Origin of the sequence: Streptomyces sp. SN-593, assembly GCF_016756395.1 — a bacterium.
In the GTDB taxonomy this organism is placed as follows: Bacteria; Actinomycetota; Actinomycetes; order Streptomycetales; family Streptomycetaceae; genus Actinacidiphila; species Actinacidiphila reveromycinica.
Map to the genome: position 1 here is coordinate 1,212,499 of NZ_AP018365.1, position 15,290 is coordinate 1,227,788.

Genomic DNA, 15,290 nt, shown 5'->3' on the forward strand with positions numbered 1-15,290 from the left:
GGCTGCGGGGGGGTGGTGGCCGGCCGGGCCCGTGAGGTGGAGCGGGCCCGGCCGGCGGTCTCAGAGCAGCAGGTTTCCGGCGGTGTGCCGCACCCGGTCGCCCTCGGCGGGCATCGCGGTGCGGGTCACACCGTCCTCGGTGCAGCCGGTGTGCAGCAGGTGGCTGTCGCCGCCGAACGCCGCGGGATCGAGTTCGAGGCGGCCGCCGCTGAACGCCGAGCCGCCGGCGCGGTAGTGGTTGACGCCGTCGGTGATCAGCAGGTGCGCGGTCTTGGCGTCCGAGGCGCGGGAGTCGAGGCCGTCGAGCTGCCAGCTGACGGTGCGGTCGGCTCCGCTGCGGGCGAGGAAGACCGCGGAGCCGTTGGCACCGCCGAAGCGGGCGCCCCCGTCGATCCACAGCCGCTGGTCCTTGGCGGACTTCAGCACCAGGCCGGTGTCGGCGAAGGTGCCGCCGTGCACCGCGGTGTCGGCGTGCGCGACCGTGCTGGGGTCGGCGGACGCGCTCGCGCCGGTGAAGGTGCAGGCGTCGAGGACGAGGTCGCCGGTGCCGTTGAACTGGGCGCCGTCCAGGCCCTGCAGGGTGACCCGCAGCAGGTGGACGTCGGCGCTGACGGTGGCCGCGGTGACCTCGGACGCCTTGCCCTGGGTGAAGGCCGAGTCGGCGATCACCGTGGGCCGCTTCGAGCGGTTCGAGGACTGCGAGACCACCAGCGGGCCGGAGGCGACGCAGCCGCGGAGCTGGGCGCCGTCGGCGTTGACCCAGATCATGCCGGAGCCGGCCTGGGCGTTGCCGATGACCAGCATGTCCTCCAGCGTCAGGTCGGTGATGTTGGTGCGGGCCACGAACCAGGAGCAGGCGTGCCGGCGCACCGTGACGCGCTTGGCCGCGCCGCCCCATGCCGCACCGGAGTTGGCGAAGGTCATCAGCCCGGAGTTGCCGGTGAAGGTCAGGTCGTGCTCGAACTGGCCGTGGGTGACGAAGGGGCCCTGGTCGTCGCCGTCGCCGTGGCAGTTGGTGACGTATCCGTAGGCGGAGGCGGTCCAGTCGTTCAGGTGCCGGGCGTTGGCGACGTGGCAGTCCTCGACGTGGCCGTACAGGCAGTAGATCTGCTGCGTGAGGTAGCCGGCGCCGCCGTAGGTGACCGAGGCGGGGTTCTTCAACTGGCACTCGGAGGTGTGGAAGTACGTACACCAGCGGCGCATGATCACCGGCCAGAAGGTGCCGGTGGCGTCGATGCCGGAGACGTCGCAGGAGACGGCGTACTCGTAGGCGATCGGGTGCGAGCCGGTGACGGTGTCGTCGTCCGCGACGTCCGGGACGCCCTGGAAGACCATGTTGCGCACGTGGGCGCGCTCGACCGGCTCGACGAGGGTCCAGGTGAAGGTGCGGCCGGCGGCCAGGTCCCAGCCGATCTTGTAGTTGACCCGGATGTGCGTGCCGTCCACGATCTCGGTGACCTGGACGAGTTTCTGCACCTCCTTCTCGTACAGCCCGGTGCCGGCGGCCGCGTCGATCTCGACGCTCCACCACTGGCCGACGGTGAAGGACTTGCTCGACGGCACCTCGAAGATGTCGGCGAGGTCGGGCATCGCCGCGGACAGCTCGGACTTCACCGTGGTGTCGGTGACCGTGCCGCGGAAGTAGAGCACCGCGCCGAACGGGTTGTTGACGGCGTTCGGCTCGATCCCGGTGGTGGTGACCAGGTTGCCGCCGAAGTCCAGCTCGATCCGGGAGCGGGAGAAGGTGTGGCGCTTGGTGAAGTTGAGGTCGGTGTGCGCCTCGATCCGGTGCACGGCGGGGTCCGCGACCATGGCGTCCAGCGCGGCGTCGGCCGGGGTGGAGGCGTCCATGACGCCGAACTGGCGGAAGTCCAGCAGGCCGTCGTGGACCATGCGCCAGCGGCCCTTGCCGGCGTGGCCGGCCGGGCGCAGCACGGTGCCGCCGTTGGGTGCGGTGGTCGCGGTGGCGTCCCAGCGGGCGACCAGGCCGCCGCCGTCGCCGGGTGCGCGGTAGCCGGACACGAGTGCGACCGCGCCGCTCGCGAGCGCCTTGGGGTCCAGCGCGAGCAGGTGGGCGACGGTGTCCACGGCGATCGGGGCGGTGGACTTGCCGGCCGGGTGCGCGCTGCCGGAGCCGGTCGCGGACGCGGTGCCGGCACCGGCGGCGACCGCGGTGGTGGTGGCCGCGAGCAGCAGCCCGCCGATCCCGCCGGCCCGCAGCAGCTTGCGGCGGGAGGTGTCGGTTCGGCTCTGCTCGGGGCTCGACTGGGGGCTCTGGTCGGTGGTGGAACCCGGCACGGGGCCAGGGGGAACGTTCACGGTGTGCCTCAGCCTTCGATGGGCCTGGGGGTGAGGACGAGTCCCGTGACGCTTGCCGGATGTGCGGATGGCGGTACGGACCGGTGCGGGATACGCGCAGACCAGGGGCAGGGTGCTGGCGCGGCACCGTCCGACGGGGCGAGACGTTATGCCCCGGCCGGTGAATCGGTCAAGACCCCGCGGTGGCCGCCGTGCGGCCTTCCGGCGTCGCCCCGGCACCGCCGTGCCCGAGGCTCTGACTGACGCGATCGGCGAAGTCCCTTACCTGGAGGCCGAGTTCACGGAACCGCCAGCCGGGCAGGTCGAGCTTCAGCCCGGTAATGCTGATCGCGCCGACGCACCGGTCCCGGTGGTCGCGGACCACGCTGCCGATGCAGAAGATCCCGTCGGCGTCCTCCTCGTCGTCCAGCGCGTAGCCGGTGGCGCGGACGTCGGCCAGGTGGGAGAAGAGCGTCGCCTCGTCGGTGATGGTGCGCGAGGTGCGGCGGGGCAGCCCGGTGCGGGCGATCAGCTCCCTGGCCTCCTCCTCGGGCATCGCGGCGAGCAGCGCCTTGCCGATCCCGGTGCAGTGCGGCAGCTCGCGGGCTCCCATCCGCAGGTCCAGCCGCAGACCGCCGCCGGCGTCGACCTGGTCGACGATCACCGCCTGGCCGTCCTGCGGCACCGCGACGCGCGAGGCCATGCCGGTGGCGGCGGTCAGCTCGCACAGCACCGGGCGGGCCACGTCGCGCAGCGACACCTGCGCCTGCGCCCGGTCGCCGAGCCGGGCCAGCGACATGCCCAGCCGGTAGCGGCGGTTCATACCCTCGCCCTCGTCGGCCACCAGTCCGTAGTGCCGCAGGGTCTGCAGCAGCCCGAAGGCGGCGCTCTTCGAGACGCCGCTGCGCTGGGCGACCTCGGTGACGCTGAGTCCCGCCCCGGGTCCGCCGGCGGCGAGCACCTCCAGCAGTTCCGCGGCCCTCGCCACGGTCTTCACCAGGTACTTCGGCTCCGGCTCCGCCGCGCGGCCCGGCTCGCCGTCGAGCCCCCGCGCACCACTGTTCTGCATAGCAAAACAGTTTACCACCGGTTCCCCCTTGACCGGGGCGCGAAACCCGCTCTAAGATCCACCCACTGTTCGGATATTCAGAACAGTGTTCTTGAAAATCGTTCCTTCAGTGCAGCGAACGAATCCAGCGACGACCTGCCGGGCGGATGGCCTCCCGCGGTCCCGGCCGGGCAGGGCCGGGACCGTCACCCACAGCATCGACGCGAGGAGCACCACATGACGCTCGCCGAGCGGGCCCGCCGGGTGATACCGGGCGGGGTCAACAGCGGCCAGCGCAGCATTCCCGGTCTCACCGACCTGGTGATCACCCGTACCGCGGGGTCCCGGTTCTGGGACGGCGACGGCCGGGAGTTCACCGACTACCACGCCGCGTTCGGGCCGCCGCTGCTCGGCCACAACGATCCGGACGTGGCCGCCGCGGTCGCGGACGCCTCCGGCCGGCTCGGCCTGACCGGGGTGGCCGTCACCGAGGGCGAGGTGCTGCTCGCGGAGCAACTGGCCGAGCTGATCCCCTCGATCGAGCAGGTACTGCTCACCAGCACCGGCAGCGAGGCGACCTTCCACGCGCTGCGGCTGGCCCGCGCGGTCACCGGACGCCGGCTGGTGGTGAAGTTCCAGGGCTGCTACCACGGTTGGCACGACGCGGTGAGCCTCAACGTCATCTCGGCGCCGGACCGGGTCGGCCGGCACGACCCCACCTCCACCGGCATCCTGTCCGAAGTGCTCGACGCCACGCTGGTGTTGCGCTTCAACGACCCGGCCGCGCTCCGCCAGGTGTTCGCCGAGCACGGCCGCGACATCGCCGCGGTGATCGTGGAGCCCGTCCCGCACAACGTCGGCGCGCTGCTGCCCACCGAGGAGTTCCTGCGCGCGCTGCGCGAGGAGTGCACCGCGGCCGGCAGCGTGCTGGTCTTCGACGAGGTGATCACCGGCTTCCGGCACGCCCTCGGCGGCTACCAGGCGATCTCCGGCGTCACCCCGGACCTCACCACCCTCGGCAAGGCGATCGCCAACGGCGCCCCGATCGGCGCGCTCGGCGGGCGCGCCGACCTGATGCAGTACTTCAGCAGCCGCCCGGGCGGCCCGGTCTTCTTCGCCGGCACCTACAACGGCCACCCGCTGCCGGTCGCCGCCGCGCTGGCCACCGTGCGCAAGCTGCGCGAGCAGCCGGTGCACGAGCACGTCTTCCGGCTCGGCGACCGGGTGCGCGGCGAACTCACCGCGCTCTACGAGCGGATGGGCGTGCCCGCCGTGGTGACCGGCTACGGCTCGGTCTTCGTCAGCTACTTCATGCCCGGCCCGGCCCCGCTCAGCTACGACGACCTGCTCGCCAACGACACCGCGCTGTTCGTCGGCTACCGCCGCCACCTCGTGGAACACGGCATCTTCGAACTGCCGCTCAACCTCAAGCGCAGCCACCTGTCCTACGCCCACACCGACGCCGACGTCGACCGGCTGCTGGAGGCCACCGAGGCGGCGGTCCGGCGCACCCTGGCCGAGGGCGGCCCGAGCGACCTGACCCACACCTCGACCATGGGCGGCGCCGCCACCACGACGGGAGCACGCTGATGCTGACGGTGAACACCACTCGCCCGCCCGGCCCGGCGGGCCGGATCAGCAAGGTCGAGACCCTGCAACTGGGCACCGCCTGGCGTGACTTCGGCTACGTCCGGATCCACACCGACGAGGGCCTGACCGGCGTCGGCGAGATCACCCACCCCTACCGGGTGGACGAGACCTGCCGGCTCGCCGAGGCGATGGGCCACCGCCACCTGCTGGGCGCCGACCCGTTCGACGTCGAGGAACTCTGGCTGCGCATGTACCAGGGCGACTTCCTGCGCGGCGGCGACATCGGCGGCGTGGTCGTCTCCGGCGTGGACCAGGCGCTGTACGACCTGATGGGCAAGGCGCTGGGCGTGCCCGTGCACCGGCTGACCGGCGGCGCCACCCGCGACCGGGTCCGGGTCTACGCCAACGGCTGGTACACCGGCGAGCGCGAGCCGGCCGAGTTCGCCGCCAAGGCGAAGGAGACCGTCGCCAAGGGCTTCACCGCGCTGAAGTTCGACCCGTTCGGCGCGGGCCTGCACGAACTGGAACGACCCGAGCTGCGCCGCTCGCTGGCCCTGGTCGCCGCCGTGCGCGAGGCGGTCGGCCCCGAGGTGGACCTCTTCGTCGAGGGGCACGCCCGGTTCGCGATGGCCACCGCCCGCCGGCTGGTGCACGAGCTGGAGCCGTACGACATCGGCTGGTTCGAGGAACCGCTGCCCTGGACGCACATCGAGCGCTACGCCGAGTTGCGGCAGATCGCGGCCTTCCCGATCTCCGGCGGCGAGCACTTCCACAACCGGTACGAGTACAAGCAGCTCTTCGCGAGCAACGCGGTGGACATCGTGCAGCCCGACCTGTCGATGGCCGGCGGCTTCACCGAGGTGCGGAAGATCGCCGCCCAGGCCGACGCGCATGGCATGCTGGTAGCCCCGCACAACTCCAACTCGCCGCTGTGTACCACCGCTTCGGTGCACGCCACGCTCGGGATCACCAACCTCAAGATCCTGGAGACCTTCGACGGGCTGCTCGAACCGTACGTCTTCGAGGCGGTGCGCGGCGCGCTGCCGATCGTCGACGGACACATCGGGCTGTCCACCGCGCCCGGACTCGGCGTCGAGCTGGTGGACGAGGTCTTCGCGGAGCACCCGCCCACGCACCGCTTCTGGAACATGTTCGCGGACGGCTGGGAGAAGAGGAACCGCACATGATCGTCGACGTGCACTCCCATCTCTTCCGGCACAGCCACGACTTCGACGACGCCTTCCGCGCCGAGTCCGCCCGGGCGCACGCCGGCGAGGTGGACCTCACCGTGCGGTACGAGGACTACGCGGCGAGCGCCCCGGAGGGCACCCGGACCGTGGTGGTCGGCGGCAAGGCGCGCCGCAGCGGGCTGTGGGTCGACGACGCGGCCGTGGCCGACTACGTCGGCCGGCACCCCGACCGGCTGATCGGCTACCTCTCGATCGACCCGACCCAGCCCGGGTGGGAGGACGAACTGCGCTACGGTCACCAGGAGTTGGGCCTGCGCGGCATCAAGCTGATGCCGATGTACGCCGGCTTCGACCCGGCGGACGAGGCGTACGAACCGCTGTACGCCTACGCCGAGCGGCACGGCCTGCCCCTGCTGGTGCACACCGGCACCACCTTCGTCTCGCAGGCGCCGCTGGAGTACGCCATGCCGCGGCACCTGGACTGGGTGGCCATGCGCCACCCGGAGCTGCGGATGGTGCTCGCCCACCTCAGTCACCCCTTCGAGGGCGAGTGCATCGCGGTGATCCGCAAGCACCGGCATGTCTACGCGGACGTCAGCGCCCTGCACTACCGGCCGTTCCAGTTGTGGCACAGCCTGCGCCTGGTGCAGGACTACGGGGTGTGGGACAAGCTGCTGTTCGGCAGCGACTACCCGTTCACCACGGTGGACGACTCGGTGGAGGGGTTGCGCCGGATCGCCCGCGTCCCCGGCATCCCCGGGCTCGACCCGCTCGACCAGGAGGCGGTCGAGGCGCTGATCCACCGCCCGTCGCTGGACCTGCTCGGGCTGGAGCCGTCGTGACCGGTGCGGGTGGGGCCCCTGCCGCGGGCGGCGCGATCGGTGCGGGTGGCACGGGCGGCGCGGGCGGTGCGGGTGGCACGGGCAGTGCGGGCGGTGCCGGTCCGGCCGGGGCGCCCTTCGACCTGACCGGCCGCACCGCGCTGGTCACCGGCGCGGCCCGCGGCCTGGGCCGGGCGTTCGCGGTGGCGCTCGCCGAGGCGGGCGCCGACCTGGTCCTCACCGACCTGCCCGGCGCGGCCGGACTCGCGGAGACCGCCGCGCGCGTGCGGGAGTCGGGACGCGGCGCGCTCGTCGTCGAGCAGGACCTGTCCGACACCGCGGCGCTGCACGGTTTCGCCGACCGGGTGCGCGCGCAGGCCGGGCCGATCCGCGTCCTGGTCAACAACGCCGGCACCGCCGCGCTGGAGCGGTTCAACGAGATCACCCCGGAGAGCTGGTACCGCGTCATGCGGGTCAACCTCGACGCGGTGTTCTTCCTGACCCAGCGGCTGGCCGAGCACATGGTGGCCGACGGTGTACCCGGCCGGATCGTCAACATCACCTCCAAGAACGCGCTGGTCGCCGAGGCCGGGCTGGCGCACTACAACGCGTCGAAGGCCGCGGTGGACCTGCTCACGCAGACCCTCGCGGTGGAGCTGGCGCCGCACGGCATCACCGTCAACAGCCTGGCCCCCGGCATGGTCGAGACCCCGATCGACGGCGAGTTCCCGTTCGACCGGGAGGCGTTCGAGGCGGCGTACCGCCGGCGCATCCCGCTCGGCCGCTACGCGCGGCCCGAGGAGTGCGCCGCCGCGCTGCTGCTGCTCGCCGGCGACGGGGGCGCCTACCTGACCGGCAGCCGGATCGTGGTGGACGGCGGGGTGCTGGCCGATCAGATGCCGCGGACCGCGTTCATGCCGCCGTACCGCTCGTCACTCGGCGGCGGGGAGGGCGGCGCCACGGGCTGACCGGCACGCGCGGTACGTACGGCCGGGTACCCGCGTGGTCGGGGGCCGTACGGACGGCTCGGACCGTAGGGATCCTGCCGACCGCCACCGTAGGACCGTTGATCCCTGATCACTACTCACAGACCGCTGACCGCCAGCCGTTGACCGTTGACCGCTGGCCACTGGCCACTGGCCACTGGCCGACGGTCGGCAGGGAGGAGCCGCCGTCATGCCGTACCGCACCGCGACCCCGGCGGACGAGGCGGCGCTGCACGCGCTGTGGGCGGCGGCCTTCCCGGAGGCGGACGCGGCCGCGGTCGTCGCGCTGTGGGGCCGGGACCCGGGGCGGCACGGCCGCACGCTCGTCGCCGAGGACGGTGGCGGACGGCTGGTCTCGGCCCTGCACCACCTGCCGCGGCCGATCCGCTCGGCCACCGGCGCACCGCAGCGGGTCGGGTGCGTCGGCAGCGTGGCCACCCGTCCCGACGCGCGCGGCCGGGGCCACGTCCGGCGCCTGCTCGCGGCGGCGGTCGCCGCGATGACGGCGGACGGGTGCGCCTGGTCCCTGCTGTTCACGGCCACCCCGCGGGTCTACGAGGGCGCGGGATGGCGGTCCTTCGCCGCGCCCGGCTGGTCGGGCCGGCCCGCCGGCCGGACCCCGCACCCCGGTGCCGCGGCCGTACGCCCCGCGACCGCCGGCGACCTCCCGGTCCTGCGCGCCCTGCGCACCGCCTACGACGCGGGCCGCCCCCTGACGACCGTGCGCAGCGCGGACGACTGGGCGCACCGCGTCCCCGTCTGGTACGCGCCGCCGACCCGGATCCTGGTGGCGACCACCGGCGGTGCCGGCAGTCCCGCGACGGGTTTCGTCGTCCTGCGCCGCCCCGCGCCCGGCGCCTTCGAGGTCGTGGAGATCGCGCTGGCCCCGGGCCACGAGGAGGCCGCGGCCGGCGCCCTGCTGTCGGCTGCGGCGGTGCGCGCCCGCGCCGCGGGCACCGCGACCGCGACGGTTCGGCTCCCCGCCGACCCCGCCGTCGTCGCCGCCCTCCCCCACCTCCTCGCCGACCCGGCCCCCTCCCCCACCCACCACGGCATGGCCCGCCCCCTCCTCGCCCCGCCCGCCGAGGTCCACGCCACCGTCACCGCCCCCACCGCCTTCCACTGGCCCGCCGACGCCTTCTGACACCCCCGCCGGGTCGCCGGCGCACGGCACACCGGAAGTCCGGTGCAGGGTCGGGGAGTTGGGGGGCGGGTGGGTGGGTGGATTATCGTGGGCGGCGTGCCTCGCTCGATGTTGATCCATGACGGCCGGACCACGCGTGAACTCGGTCTGGTGTACTGCTGCTCCGGCTATCTCGTCGAGCGCGGCAAGGTGTTGCTGGTGCACCACAACCGGTTCGACAAGTGGGTTCCACCAGGGGGGCACCTCGAACCCGGGGAGTCGTTCGCCGAGACGGCGGTGCGGGAGTTCAAGGAGGAGACGGGGCTGCTGGTGGAGGCGATCTCCAGTCAGCCCGCCGTCCATCCGGCCGACCACCACGCCACCCCTGAGCCCGTGCCGTTCTACGTGGACGTGGAGCGCGAGGGGTTTCCGACCCCGGCGCTGGTCCAGTTCTTCTACGTGCGGCGGCTGCCGGGCACCCGCGAGCAAGCCGTGGAGGCGCAGCTCGAAGAGGTCCAGGGCGCCGCGTGGTTCGGCCTGGAGGACATCGACGGCATCGAGACCTTCGACCAGGTCCGCTCCCTGGCCCGGTTCGCGCTGCTCAACTATCCGGTGGCGGCCGAGCGCGCCGCGTCGTAGACGGCCGTCGGCCATCCGTCGTCGCGCCGTGAGGCGCAACCCATCCACGGTCGCAGCACACCTACAGCGGCAGGCCACCGCGTCCGCCGACACCCGCATCCACGGCGTCGGTGTGCGGTGCCGGGCGATCACCCGGCCGAGGACGTCCCCTGCGTACCGCTGACGCGGCAGCCACTGCGGGGCCGCCTGCCGGATGGTCTCCAGCTTGTCCACGGCCTCGGCCTACCACCGCAGGCGCACCAGCGCGCCGGCCTGGTCCCAGCGGTCGCGGTTGAGGTTGTTCGAGGTCGGGCGCATCCCTCCCAGGAGATCACCGCCGACAGGTGCAGCACCCGGTCCGGCCCGGCCCGGTCCGTGATCATGGAGTGCCCGGCCCCCTTGAGCCGCAACGTCCAGGCGTCGAACGCGCGCGGGAACCTGCCCGGAACGACCCGTCGCCCAAGTGCGGGCGCCACCGAACCCGCCAGGCCCCTTGCCACGCACCCGCCAGCCGCCACCCGCCAGCCGCCAGCCGCCAGCCGCCAGCCGCCAGCCGCTGCCACCGTCGGCCTGCGCGGGCCTAGGCATTTGCCTAAATGCATTAGGTAGATGCAGGATGGATCTAGGCAAGAAGGAGGAAGGTCATGGTTCGAGCGGGGCTGACCCCGGAGCGGCTGACCCGGGCGGGAGCCGAACTCGCCGACGAGGTCGGCTTCGCCCAGGTGACCGTCTCGGCGCTCGCGCGGCACTTCGACGTGAAGGTCGCGAGCCTCTACTCGCATGTGCGCAGTTCGCAGGACCTGAAGGTGCGGATCGCGCTGCTGGCGTTGGAGGAGATGGCGGACCGGGCGGGCGCGGCGGTGGCGGGGAGGGCCGGCAAGGACGCGCTCGCGGCGTTCGCGGAGGCGTACCGGGGCTACGCGCGGGAGCACCCGGGCCGGTACGAGGCGGCGCGGCTGCGGTTGGACCCGGAGACGGCGGCGGGCAGCGCGGGCGTGCGGCACGCGCAGATGACCCGGGCGATCCTGCGCGGGTACCACCTGGCGGAGCCGGACCAGACGCACGCCGTGCGGATGCTGGGCAGCGCATTCCACGGCTACGTGGACCTGGAGCTGAGCGGGGCGTTCAGCCACACCCCGGTCGCCGCCGAGGAGTCGTGGGCGTGGTTGCTCGACTCGCTCGACCTCCTCCTGCGCGACCGCGCACCCCTCGACCACCAGACCGACAGGCAGGGACGATGAGCACCGAGCACGACTGGACCACCACCCCCCTGACCGCCGCCATGCTGCGCGGCGCCGTCGAGGTGGAGCACACCGCGCACGGCCTGCTGCCGCACCGGCTGCCCGCCGCCGCGCGCCGGCAGTTCCCCGACGGGCAACTGGTCATGGCCGAGGCGCAGCCGTCCGGCGTACGGCTGGTCTTCCGCACCCGGGCGACGGCGGTCGAGCTGGACACCCTCCCCACCAAGCGCGTCTACGTCGGCGCCCCACCGCCCCCGGACGGGGTGTACGACCTGCTGGTCGACGGGCGCCTCGCCGGCCAGGCCACCGTGCCCGGCGGACGGCTGCGCACCATCGACATGGCCACGCAGGCGGTGGAGTTGACGGAGGGGCCCGCCGGCACCGCCCGGTTCGCGGGTCTGCCCGGCCACGACAAGCGCGTCGAGATCTGGCTCCCGCACAACGAGGGCGCCGAACTGGTCGCGCTGCGCACGAACGCGCCGGTCGGGCCGGCCGCCGACGGGACCCGCAAGGTGTGGCTGCACCACGGCAGTTCGATCAGCCACGGCTCCAACGCGACCCACCCGACCGGCATCTGGCCGGCGCTGGCGGCCGCGCGCGGCGACGTCGAGCTGGTCAACCTGGGGTTCGGCGGCGGCGCCCTGCTCGACCCGTTCACCGCCCGCGCGATGCGCGACATCCCCGCGGACCTGATCAGCGTCAAGCTGGGCATCAACATCGTGAACGCGGACCTGATGCGGCTGCGGGCCTTCGGCTCCGCGGTGCACGGCTTCCTCGACACCGTCCGCGAGGGGCACCCGGACACGCCGCTGCTGGTGGTGTCCTCGATCCTGTGCCCGGTGCAGGAGGACACACCGGGGCCGCTGGCCCCGGACTTCGGCGGCGGCGTCCTGCGGTTCAAGGCCACCGGCGACCCGGCGGAGCGCGCCGCCGGACGCCTGACGCTGAACGTGATCCGTGCCGAGCTCGCCCGGATCGTGGAGCGGCGCGCGGCGGACGACCCGCACCTGCACTACCTGGACGGCCGCGAGCTGTACGGCGAGGCGGACTACGCCGAACTGCCGCTGCCCGACGAGGTGCACCCCTCCCCCGAGGCGCACCGCCGCATCGGCGCCAACTTCGCCCGGCTGGTCTTCGGCCCGGGCGGTGCGTTCCACTCCGCGAGGACACGCCCCGCCGGCGCCACCGCGTGAGGCACTGACGTTGAGCAGGAGCGGGTGAGCACGGGCGCGTCCGCGCGAGGCCCGTCCCCGTCCGCACGCCCGCGGCCCCGTCCGCGTCTCCACGTCCACGCGTCCCCGTACGCGGACCCGTGCCCGTGCACGCGGCCCCCCGTACGCGCCGTCCCCCCGTAACGCACGGGCCCCGTCCGCCGTACGCACGGACCAGTCACGCGCGGGCCCGTCCCGTCCCCACGGCCACGCCGCCGACCCCCACCAGCAGGCCCCCGGGAGACCACCGCCCGGGGGCCTGCCCGCGCCGTCCCCCGGCGCGCGGCCACGACCCGCACGCCGGGGTGACGCTCCCCCGCGCCGGCGCGCGAGGTGCGTCGGCGGCACGCGCCCGCGCGCACTCCCCTCTTCCGCCTCACCCGGCAGGTTTGCACCACCGGGGGCGCGAAGGCGCCCCCTGCCCGCTATACCGCCGCGCGCCCCCCGCTGCTTGGCTGGTCCCTGCGCGCAACCGCCGGCGGACTCCGCCGCGCGAACCGTCGATGTCCGCCGACTCCGTTGTCCAGCAAGCCCGTTCACCTGACTCCAGGTCCTCTCACGCTGCCTGTCCAGCTCGTCTTACGGGAGAAAACGTGCCCGAACCGGGACACACCACCGGCGCCACCACCGACGACCCCGCCGCCGATCCGGCGAGCGGCGCACAGCTCACCAGTCTCAGCACCCGGGCGGCGCGGCAGCTCGCGACCACCACCAAGTCCGAACCGCAGATGCAGGGCATCAGCTCCCGCTGGCTGATCAGGATGCTGCCCTGGCTGGACATCAAGGGCGGCACCTACCGCGTCAACCGGCGCCTGCACCTGCGGGTCGGCCGCGGCCGGGTGGCGTTCGAGCACAACGGCGCCGACGACATCCGGGTCGTCCCCGAGACCCTCACCGAACTGCCGCCGCTGCACGGCTACTCCGACACCGGCGTGCTCGCCGAGCTGGCCTCCCGCTTCCGGCCCCGGGAGGTACGGCCGGGCGAGGTGCTGTGCGAGGCGGGTCAGCCGATCACGGACACCTACCTGGTCGTCCACGGCCGGCTCACCCGCTACGCCGAGGGCCTGTACGGCGAGGAGGGCGTCGTCGGGGTCCTCACCGACGGGGACCAGGTGGGCGACGAGGCCGTCGGCCAGGCCGAACCGCGCTGGACCACCTCGGTGCGCGCCGACACCGCCGGCGTGCTGCTGGCACTGCCCTGGCAGAGCCTCCGGGAACTCACCGCCCGCGAGGCGTCGTTGGCCGCGCACCTGGCGGCCTACGCCGAGCGGCAGAAGCTGCCCGCCAACCGCCGCGGCGAGGCGGACATCCCGATGCAGGCCGGCCACACCGGCGAGCCGACCCTGTCCAGCGGCTTCGTGGACTACGAACTCCGGCCGCGCGAATACGAGTTGTCGCTGACCCAGACCGTGCTGAAGGTGCACAGCAGGGTCTCCGACCTCTACAACGACCCGATGGACCAGACCCAGCAGCAACTGCGGCTGACCATCGAGGCGATCCGCGAGCGCCAGGAATGGGAACTGGTCAACAACCGCGAGTTCGGACTGCTGCACAACACCGACTACGGCCAGCGGATCAGCACCTACTCGGGCCCGCCGACGCCCGACGACCTGGACGACCTGCTCGCGATGCGCCGCAAGACCCGGCTGTTCATCGCCCACCCCAAGGCCATCGCCGCCTTCTTCCGGCAGTGCAACAAGCGCGGCCTGCTGCCCGGCTCCGCCGACGTCGGCGGCCACCAGGTGCCGGCCTGGCGCGGCGTGCCGATCTTCCCGTGCGGCAAGATCCCGGTCAGCGCCCAGCACACCAGCAGCATCATCGCGCTGCGCACCGGCGAGGACGACCAGGGCGTCGTCGGCCTGCACGCCACGGGCATCCCCGAGGAGTACCAGCCGGGCCTGAACGTCCGCTTCATGGGCGTCAACCAGGCCGCGGTCATCAGCTACCTCGTCACGGCCTACTACTCGATGGCGATCCTGGTGCCGGACGCCGTCGGCATCCTGGAGAACGTCCAGCTCGGCCGGGTCGAGTGACCGCCGCCGAGGACCGGGTGGAGCACCCGGCGCGCACGTCCCCCGGCACCCGCCCCCCGGCCCGCCCGGCCCGCCTGCCGCTGCCCGGCCCGCCGAGCCTCCCGCGGTCGGTGGCCGCCCGCCGCACCGGCGCGATCCCGGGGCTGACGTACCGGGCTGTCACGCCCCCAGACCCGGAGAAGGTCGCCGAGGTCGACCGCCGGCTGGAGGCGTGGGCACGCGGCCTCGACCTGTTCCCCACCGCGTGGACCGGGGACTTCGCCGGCTTCCAGTTCGGCCGGGCCGTGGTGCTCCAGCACCCCGGCGCGGCGGACCTGGACCGGCTCACCGCCGCCGGCGAACTCCTGCTGGCCGAGAACCTCGTCGACGACTGCTACTGCGAGGAGGAAGAGGACCGCGGCGGCTCGCACCGCGGCCTCGGCGGCCCGCTGATCATGGCCCAGTCGGCGATCGACCCCTACCACGGCACAGCGGGGTCGGAGGAGGACTGGCGGCAGGGCATGCAGGCCGACGGGCCGCTGCGGTCCTACCACTGGGCGATGAAGGACTACGCCGGGTTCGCCACACCCAGCCAGACCACCCGCTTCGTCCACGACATCGCCCGCCTGCACCTGGGCTACCTCGCCGAAGCCGCCTGGGCCGAGACCGGCCACATGCCCAAGGTGTGGGAGTACCTGGTCATGCGGCAGTTCAACAACTTCCGCCCCTGCCTGTCGATCGTGGACGCGGTGGACGGCTACGAACTGCCCGAACCGCTCTACTCCCGTCCGGAGGTCCAGCGGATCACCGCGCTCGCCTCCAACGCGACGACGCTCGTCAACGACCTCTACTCCTTCACCAAGGAGTTGGAGACCGATCCGACCCACCTCAACCTGCCGCAGGTGGTGGCCGCCAACGAGCGCTGCGGCCTGAAGACCGCGTACCTGCGCAGTGTCGAGATCCACAACCAGATCATGGCGTCCTTCGAGGAGGAGGCCGCCGCGCTGTCGGCGACCTCGCCCCTCGTCGGCCGTTACGCGCGCGGGCTGTCGGACTGGGTGGCCGGCAACCACGAGTGGCACGCGACCAACACCCACCGCTACCACCTGCCGAACTACTGGTAGGCGCACATCGCTCCACCCGCACCACCAC

12 protein-coding genes are annotated in these 15,290 nt (G+C 73.3%); 10 read left to right on the forward strand and 2 right to left on the reverse strand.

The genetic code is table 11. The features are described 5' to 3' along the window. Positions 1-60: 60 nt before the first annotated feature. Together RVR_RS05120 and RVR_RS05125 are read right to left on the reverse strand one after the other, a co-directional pair. Entirely contained in the window at positions 61-2,298 is a 2,238-nt protein-coding gene (locus RVR_RS05120; protein ID WP_488165664.1) for a peptidase C14, read from the reverse strand. A gap of 190 nt (positions 2,299-2,488) precedes the next feature. Then, positions 2,489-3,367, reverse strand: coding sequence for an IclR family transcriptional regulator (locus RVR_RS05125; RefSeq protein ID WP_202232700.1), 879 nt, complete (start codon positions 3,365-3,367; stop codon positions 2,489-2,491). A 216-nt stretch (positions 3,368-3,583) separates the two neighbouring features. Here RVR_RS05125 and RVR_RS05130 point away from each other — a divergent pair, with 216 nt between their 5' ends. From RVR_RS05130 to RVR_RS05175, 10 genes are all read left to right on the forward strand, one after another. Further along, positions 3,584-4,936, forward strand: a complete 1,353-nt coding sequence (locus tag RVR_RS05130; protein WP_202232701.1) for an aspartate aminotransferase family protein — start codon at positions 3,584-3,586, stop codon at positions 4,934-4,936. Next, entirely contained in the window at positions 4,936-6,123 is a 1,188-nt protein-coding gene (locus tag RVR_RS05135; RefSeq protein WP_202232702.1) for a mandelate racemase/muconate lactonizing enzyme family protein, read from the forward strand. Before RVR_RS05130 ends, RVR_RS05135 begins: the two co-directional genes overlap by 1 nt. Next, the gene (locus tag RVR_RS05140) at positions 6,120-6,968 is read left to right on the forward strand and encodes an amidohydrolase family protein (RefSeq protein ID WP_202232703.1); all 849 of its coding nucleotides are present in this window, start codon (positions 6,120-6,122) and stop codon (positions 6,966-6,968) included. Before RVR_RS05135 ends, RVR_RS05140 begins: the two co-directional genes overlap by 4 nt. A gap of 122 nt (positions 6,969-7,090) precedes the next feature. Next, positions 7,091-7,915, forward strand: coding sequence for an SDR family NAD(P)-dependent oxidoreductase (locus RVR_RS05145; RefSeq protein WP_237405239.1), 825 nt, complete (start codon positions 7,091-7,093; stop codon positions 7,913-7,915). 208 nt (positions 7,916-8,123) lie between these two features. Continuing rightward, positions 8,124-9,077 (forward strand): GNAT family N-acetyltransferase, encoded by a 954-nt coding sequence (locus tag RVR_RS05150; RefSeq protein WP_202232704.1) that lies wholly within the window; start codon positions 8,124-8,126, stop codon positions 9,075-9,077. A gap of 96 nt (positions 9,078-9,173) precedes the next feature. Continuing rightward, on the forward strand, positions 9,174-9,695 hold the full coding sequence (locus RVR_RS05155) for an NUDIX domain-containing protein (RefSeq protein WP_202232705.1): 522 nt from the start codon (positions 9,174-9,176) through the stop codon (positions 9,693-9,695). Between the two features lie 623 nt (positions 9,696-10,318). After that, positions 10,319-10,915 carry a TetR/AcrR family transcriptional regulator gene (locus tag RVR_RS05160; protein ID WP_202232706.1) on the forward strand — a complete coding sequence of 199 codons (597 nt, stop codon included), beginning with the start codon at positions 10,319-10,321 and terminating at the stop codon, positions 10,913-10,915. Continuing rightward, positions 10,912-12,108, forward strand: coding sequence for a GDSL-type esterase/lipase family protein (locus tag RVR_RS05165; RefSeq protein ID WP_202232707.1), 1,197 nt, complete (start codon positions 10,912-10,914; stop codon positions 12,106-12,108). Before RVR_RS05160 ends, RVR_RS05165 begins: the two co-directional genes overlap by 4 nt. A gap of 611 nt (positions 12,109-12,719) precedes the next feature. Next, entirely contained in the window at positions 12,720-14,159 is a 1,440-nt protein-coding gene (locus RVR_RS05170; protein ID WP_237404579.1) for a family 2B encapsulin nanocompartment shell protein, read from the forward strand. A gap of 74 nt (positions 14,160-14,233) precedes the next feature. Continuing rightward, on the forward strand, positions 14,234-15,262 hold the full coding sequence (locus RVR_RS05175; RefSeq protein WP_202238400.1) for a family 2 encapsulin nanocompartment cargo protein terpene cyclase: 1,029 nt from the start codon (positions 14,234-14,236) through the stop codon (positions 15,260-15,262). Positions 15,263-15,290 lie beyond the last annotated feature (28 nt).

Coding starts and splice junctions, on each gene's coding strand:
- RVR_RS05125 (WP_202232700.1), bottom strand. CDS start 3,367: ATGCAGAACAGTGGTGCGCGGGGGCTCGACGGCGAGCCGGGCCGCGCG.
- RVR_RS05130 (WP_202232701.1), top strand. CDS start 3,584: ATGACGCTCGCCGAGCGGGCCCGCCGGGTGATACCGGGCGGGGTCAAC.
- RVR_RS05135 (WP_202232702.1), top strand. CDS start 4,936: ATGCTGACGGTGAACACCACTCGCCCGCCCGGCCCGGCGGGCCGGATC.
- RVR_RS05140 (WP_202232703.1), top strand. CDS start 6,120: ATGATCGTCGACGTGCACTCCCATCTCTTCCGGCACAGCCACGACTTC.
- RVR_RS05150 (WP_202232704.1), top strand. CDS start 8,124: ATGCCGTACCGCACCGCGACCCCGGCGGACGAGGCGGCGCTGCACGCG.
- RVR_RS05160 (WP_202232706.1), top strand. CDS start 10,319: ATGGTTCGAGCGGGGCTGACCCCGGAGCGGCTGACCCGGGCGGGAGCC.
- RVR_RS05165 (WP_202232707.1), top strand. CDS start 10,912: ATGAGCACCGAGCACGACTGGACCACCACCCCCCTGACCGCCGCCATG.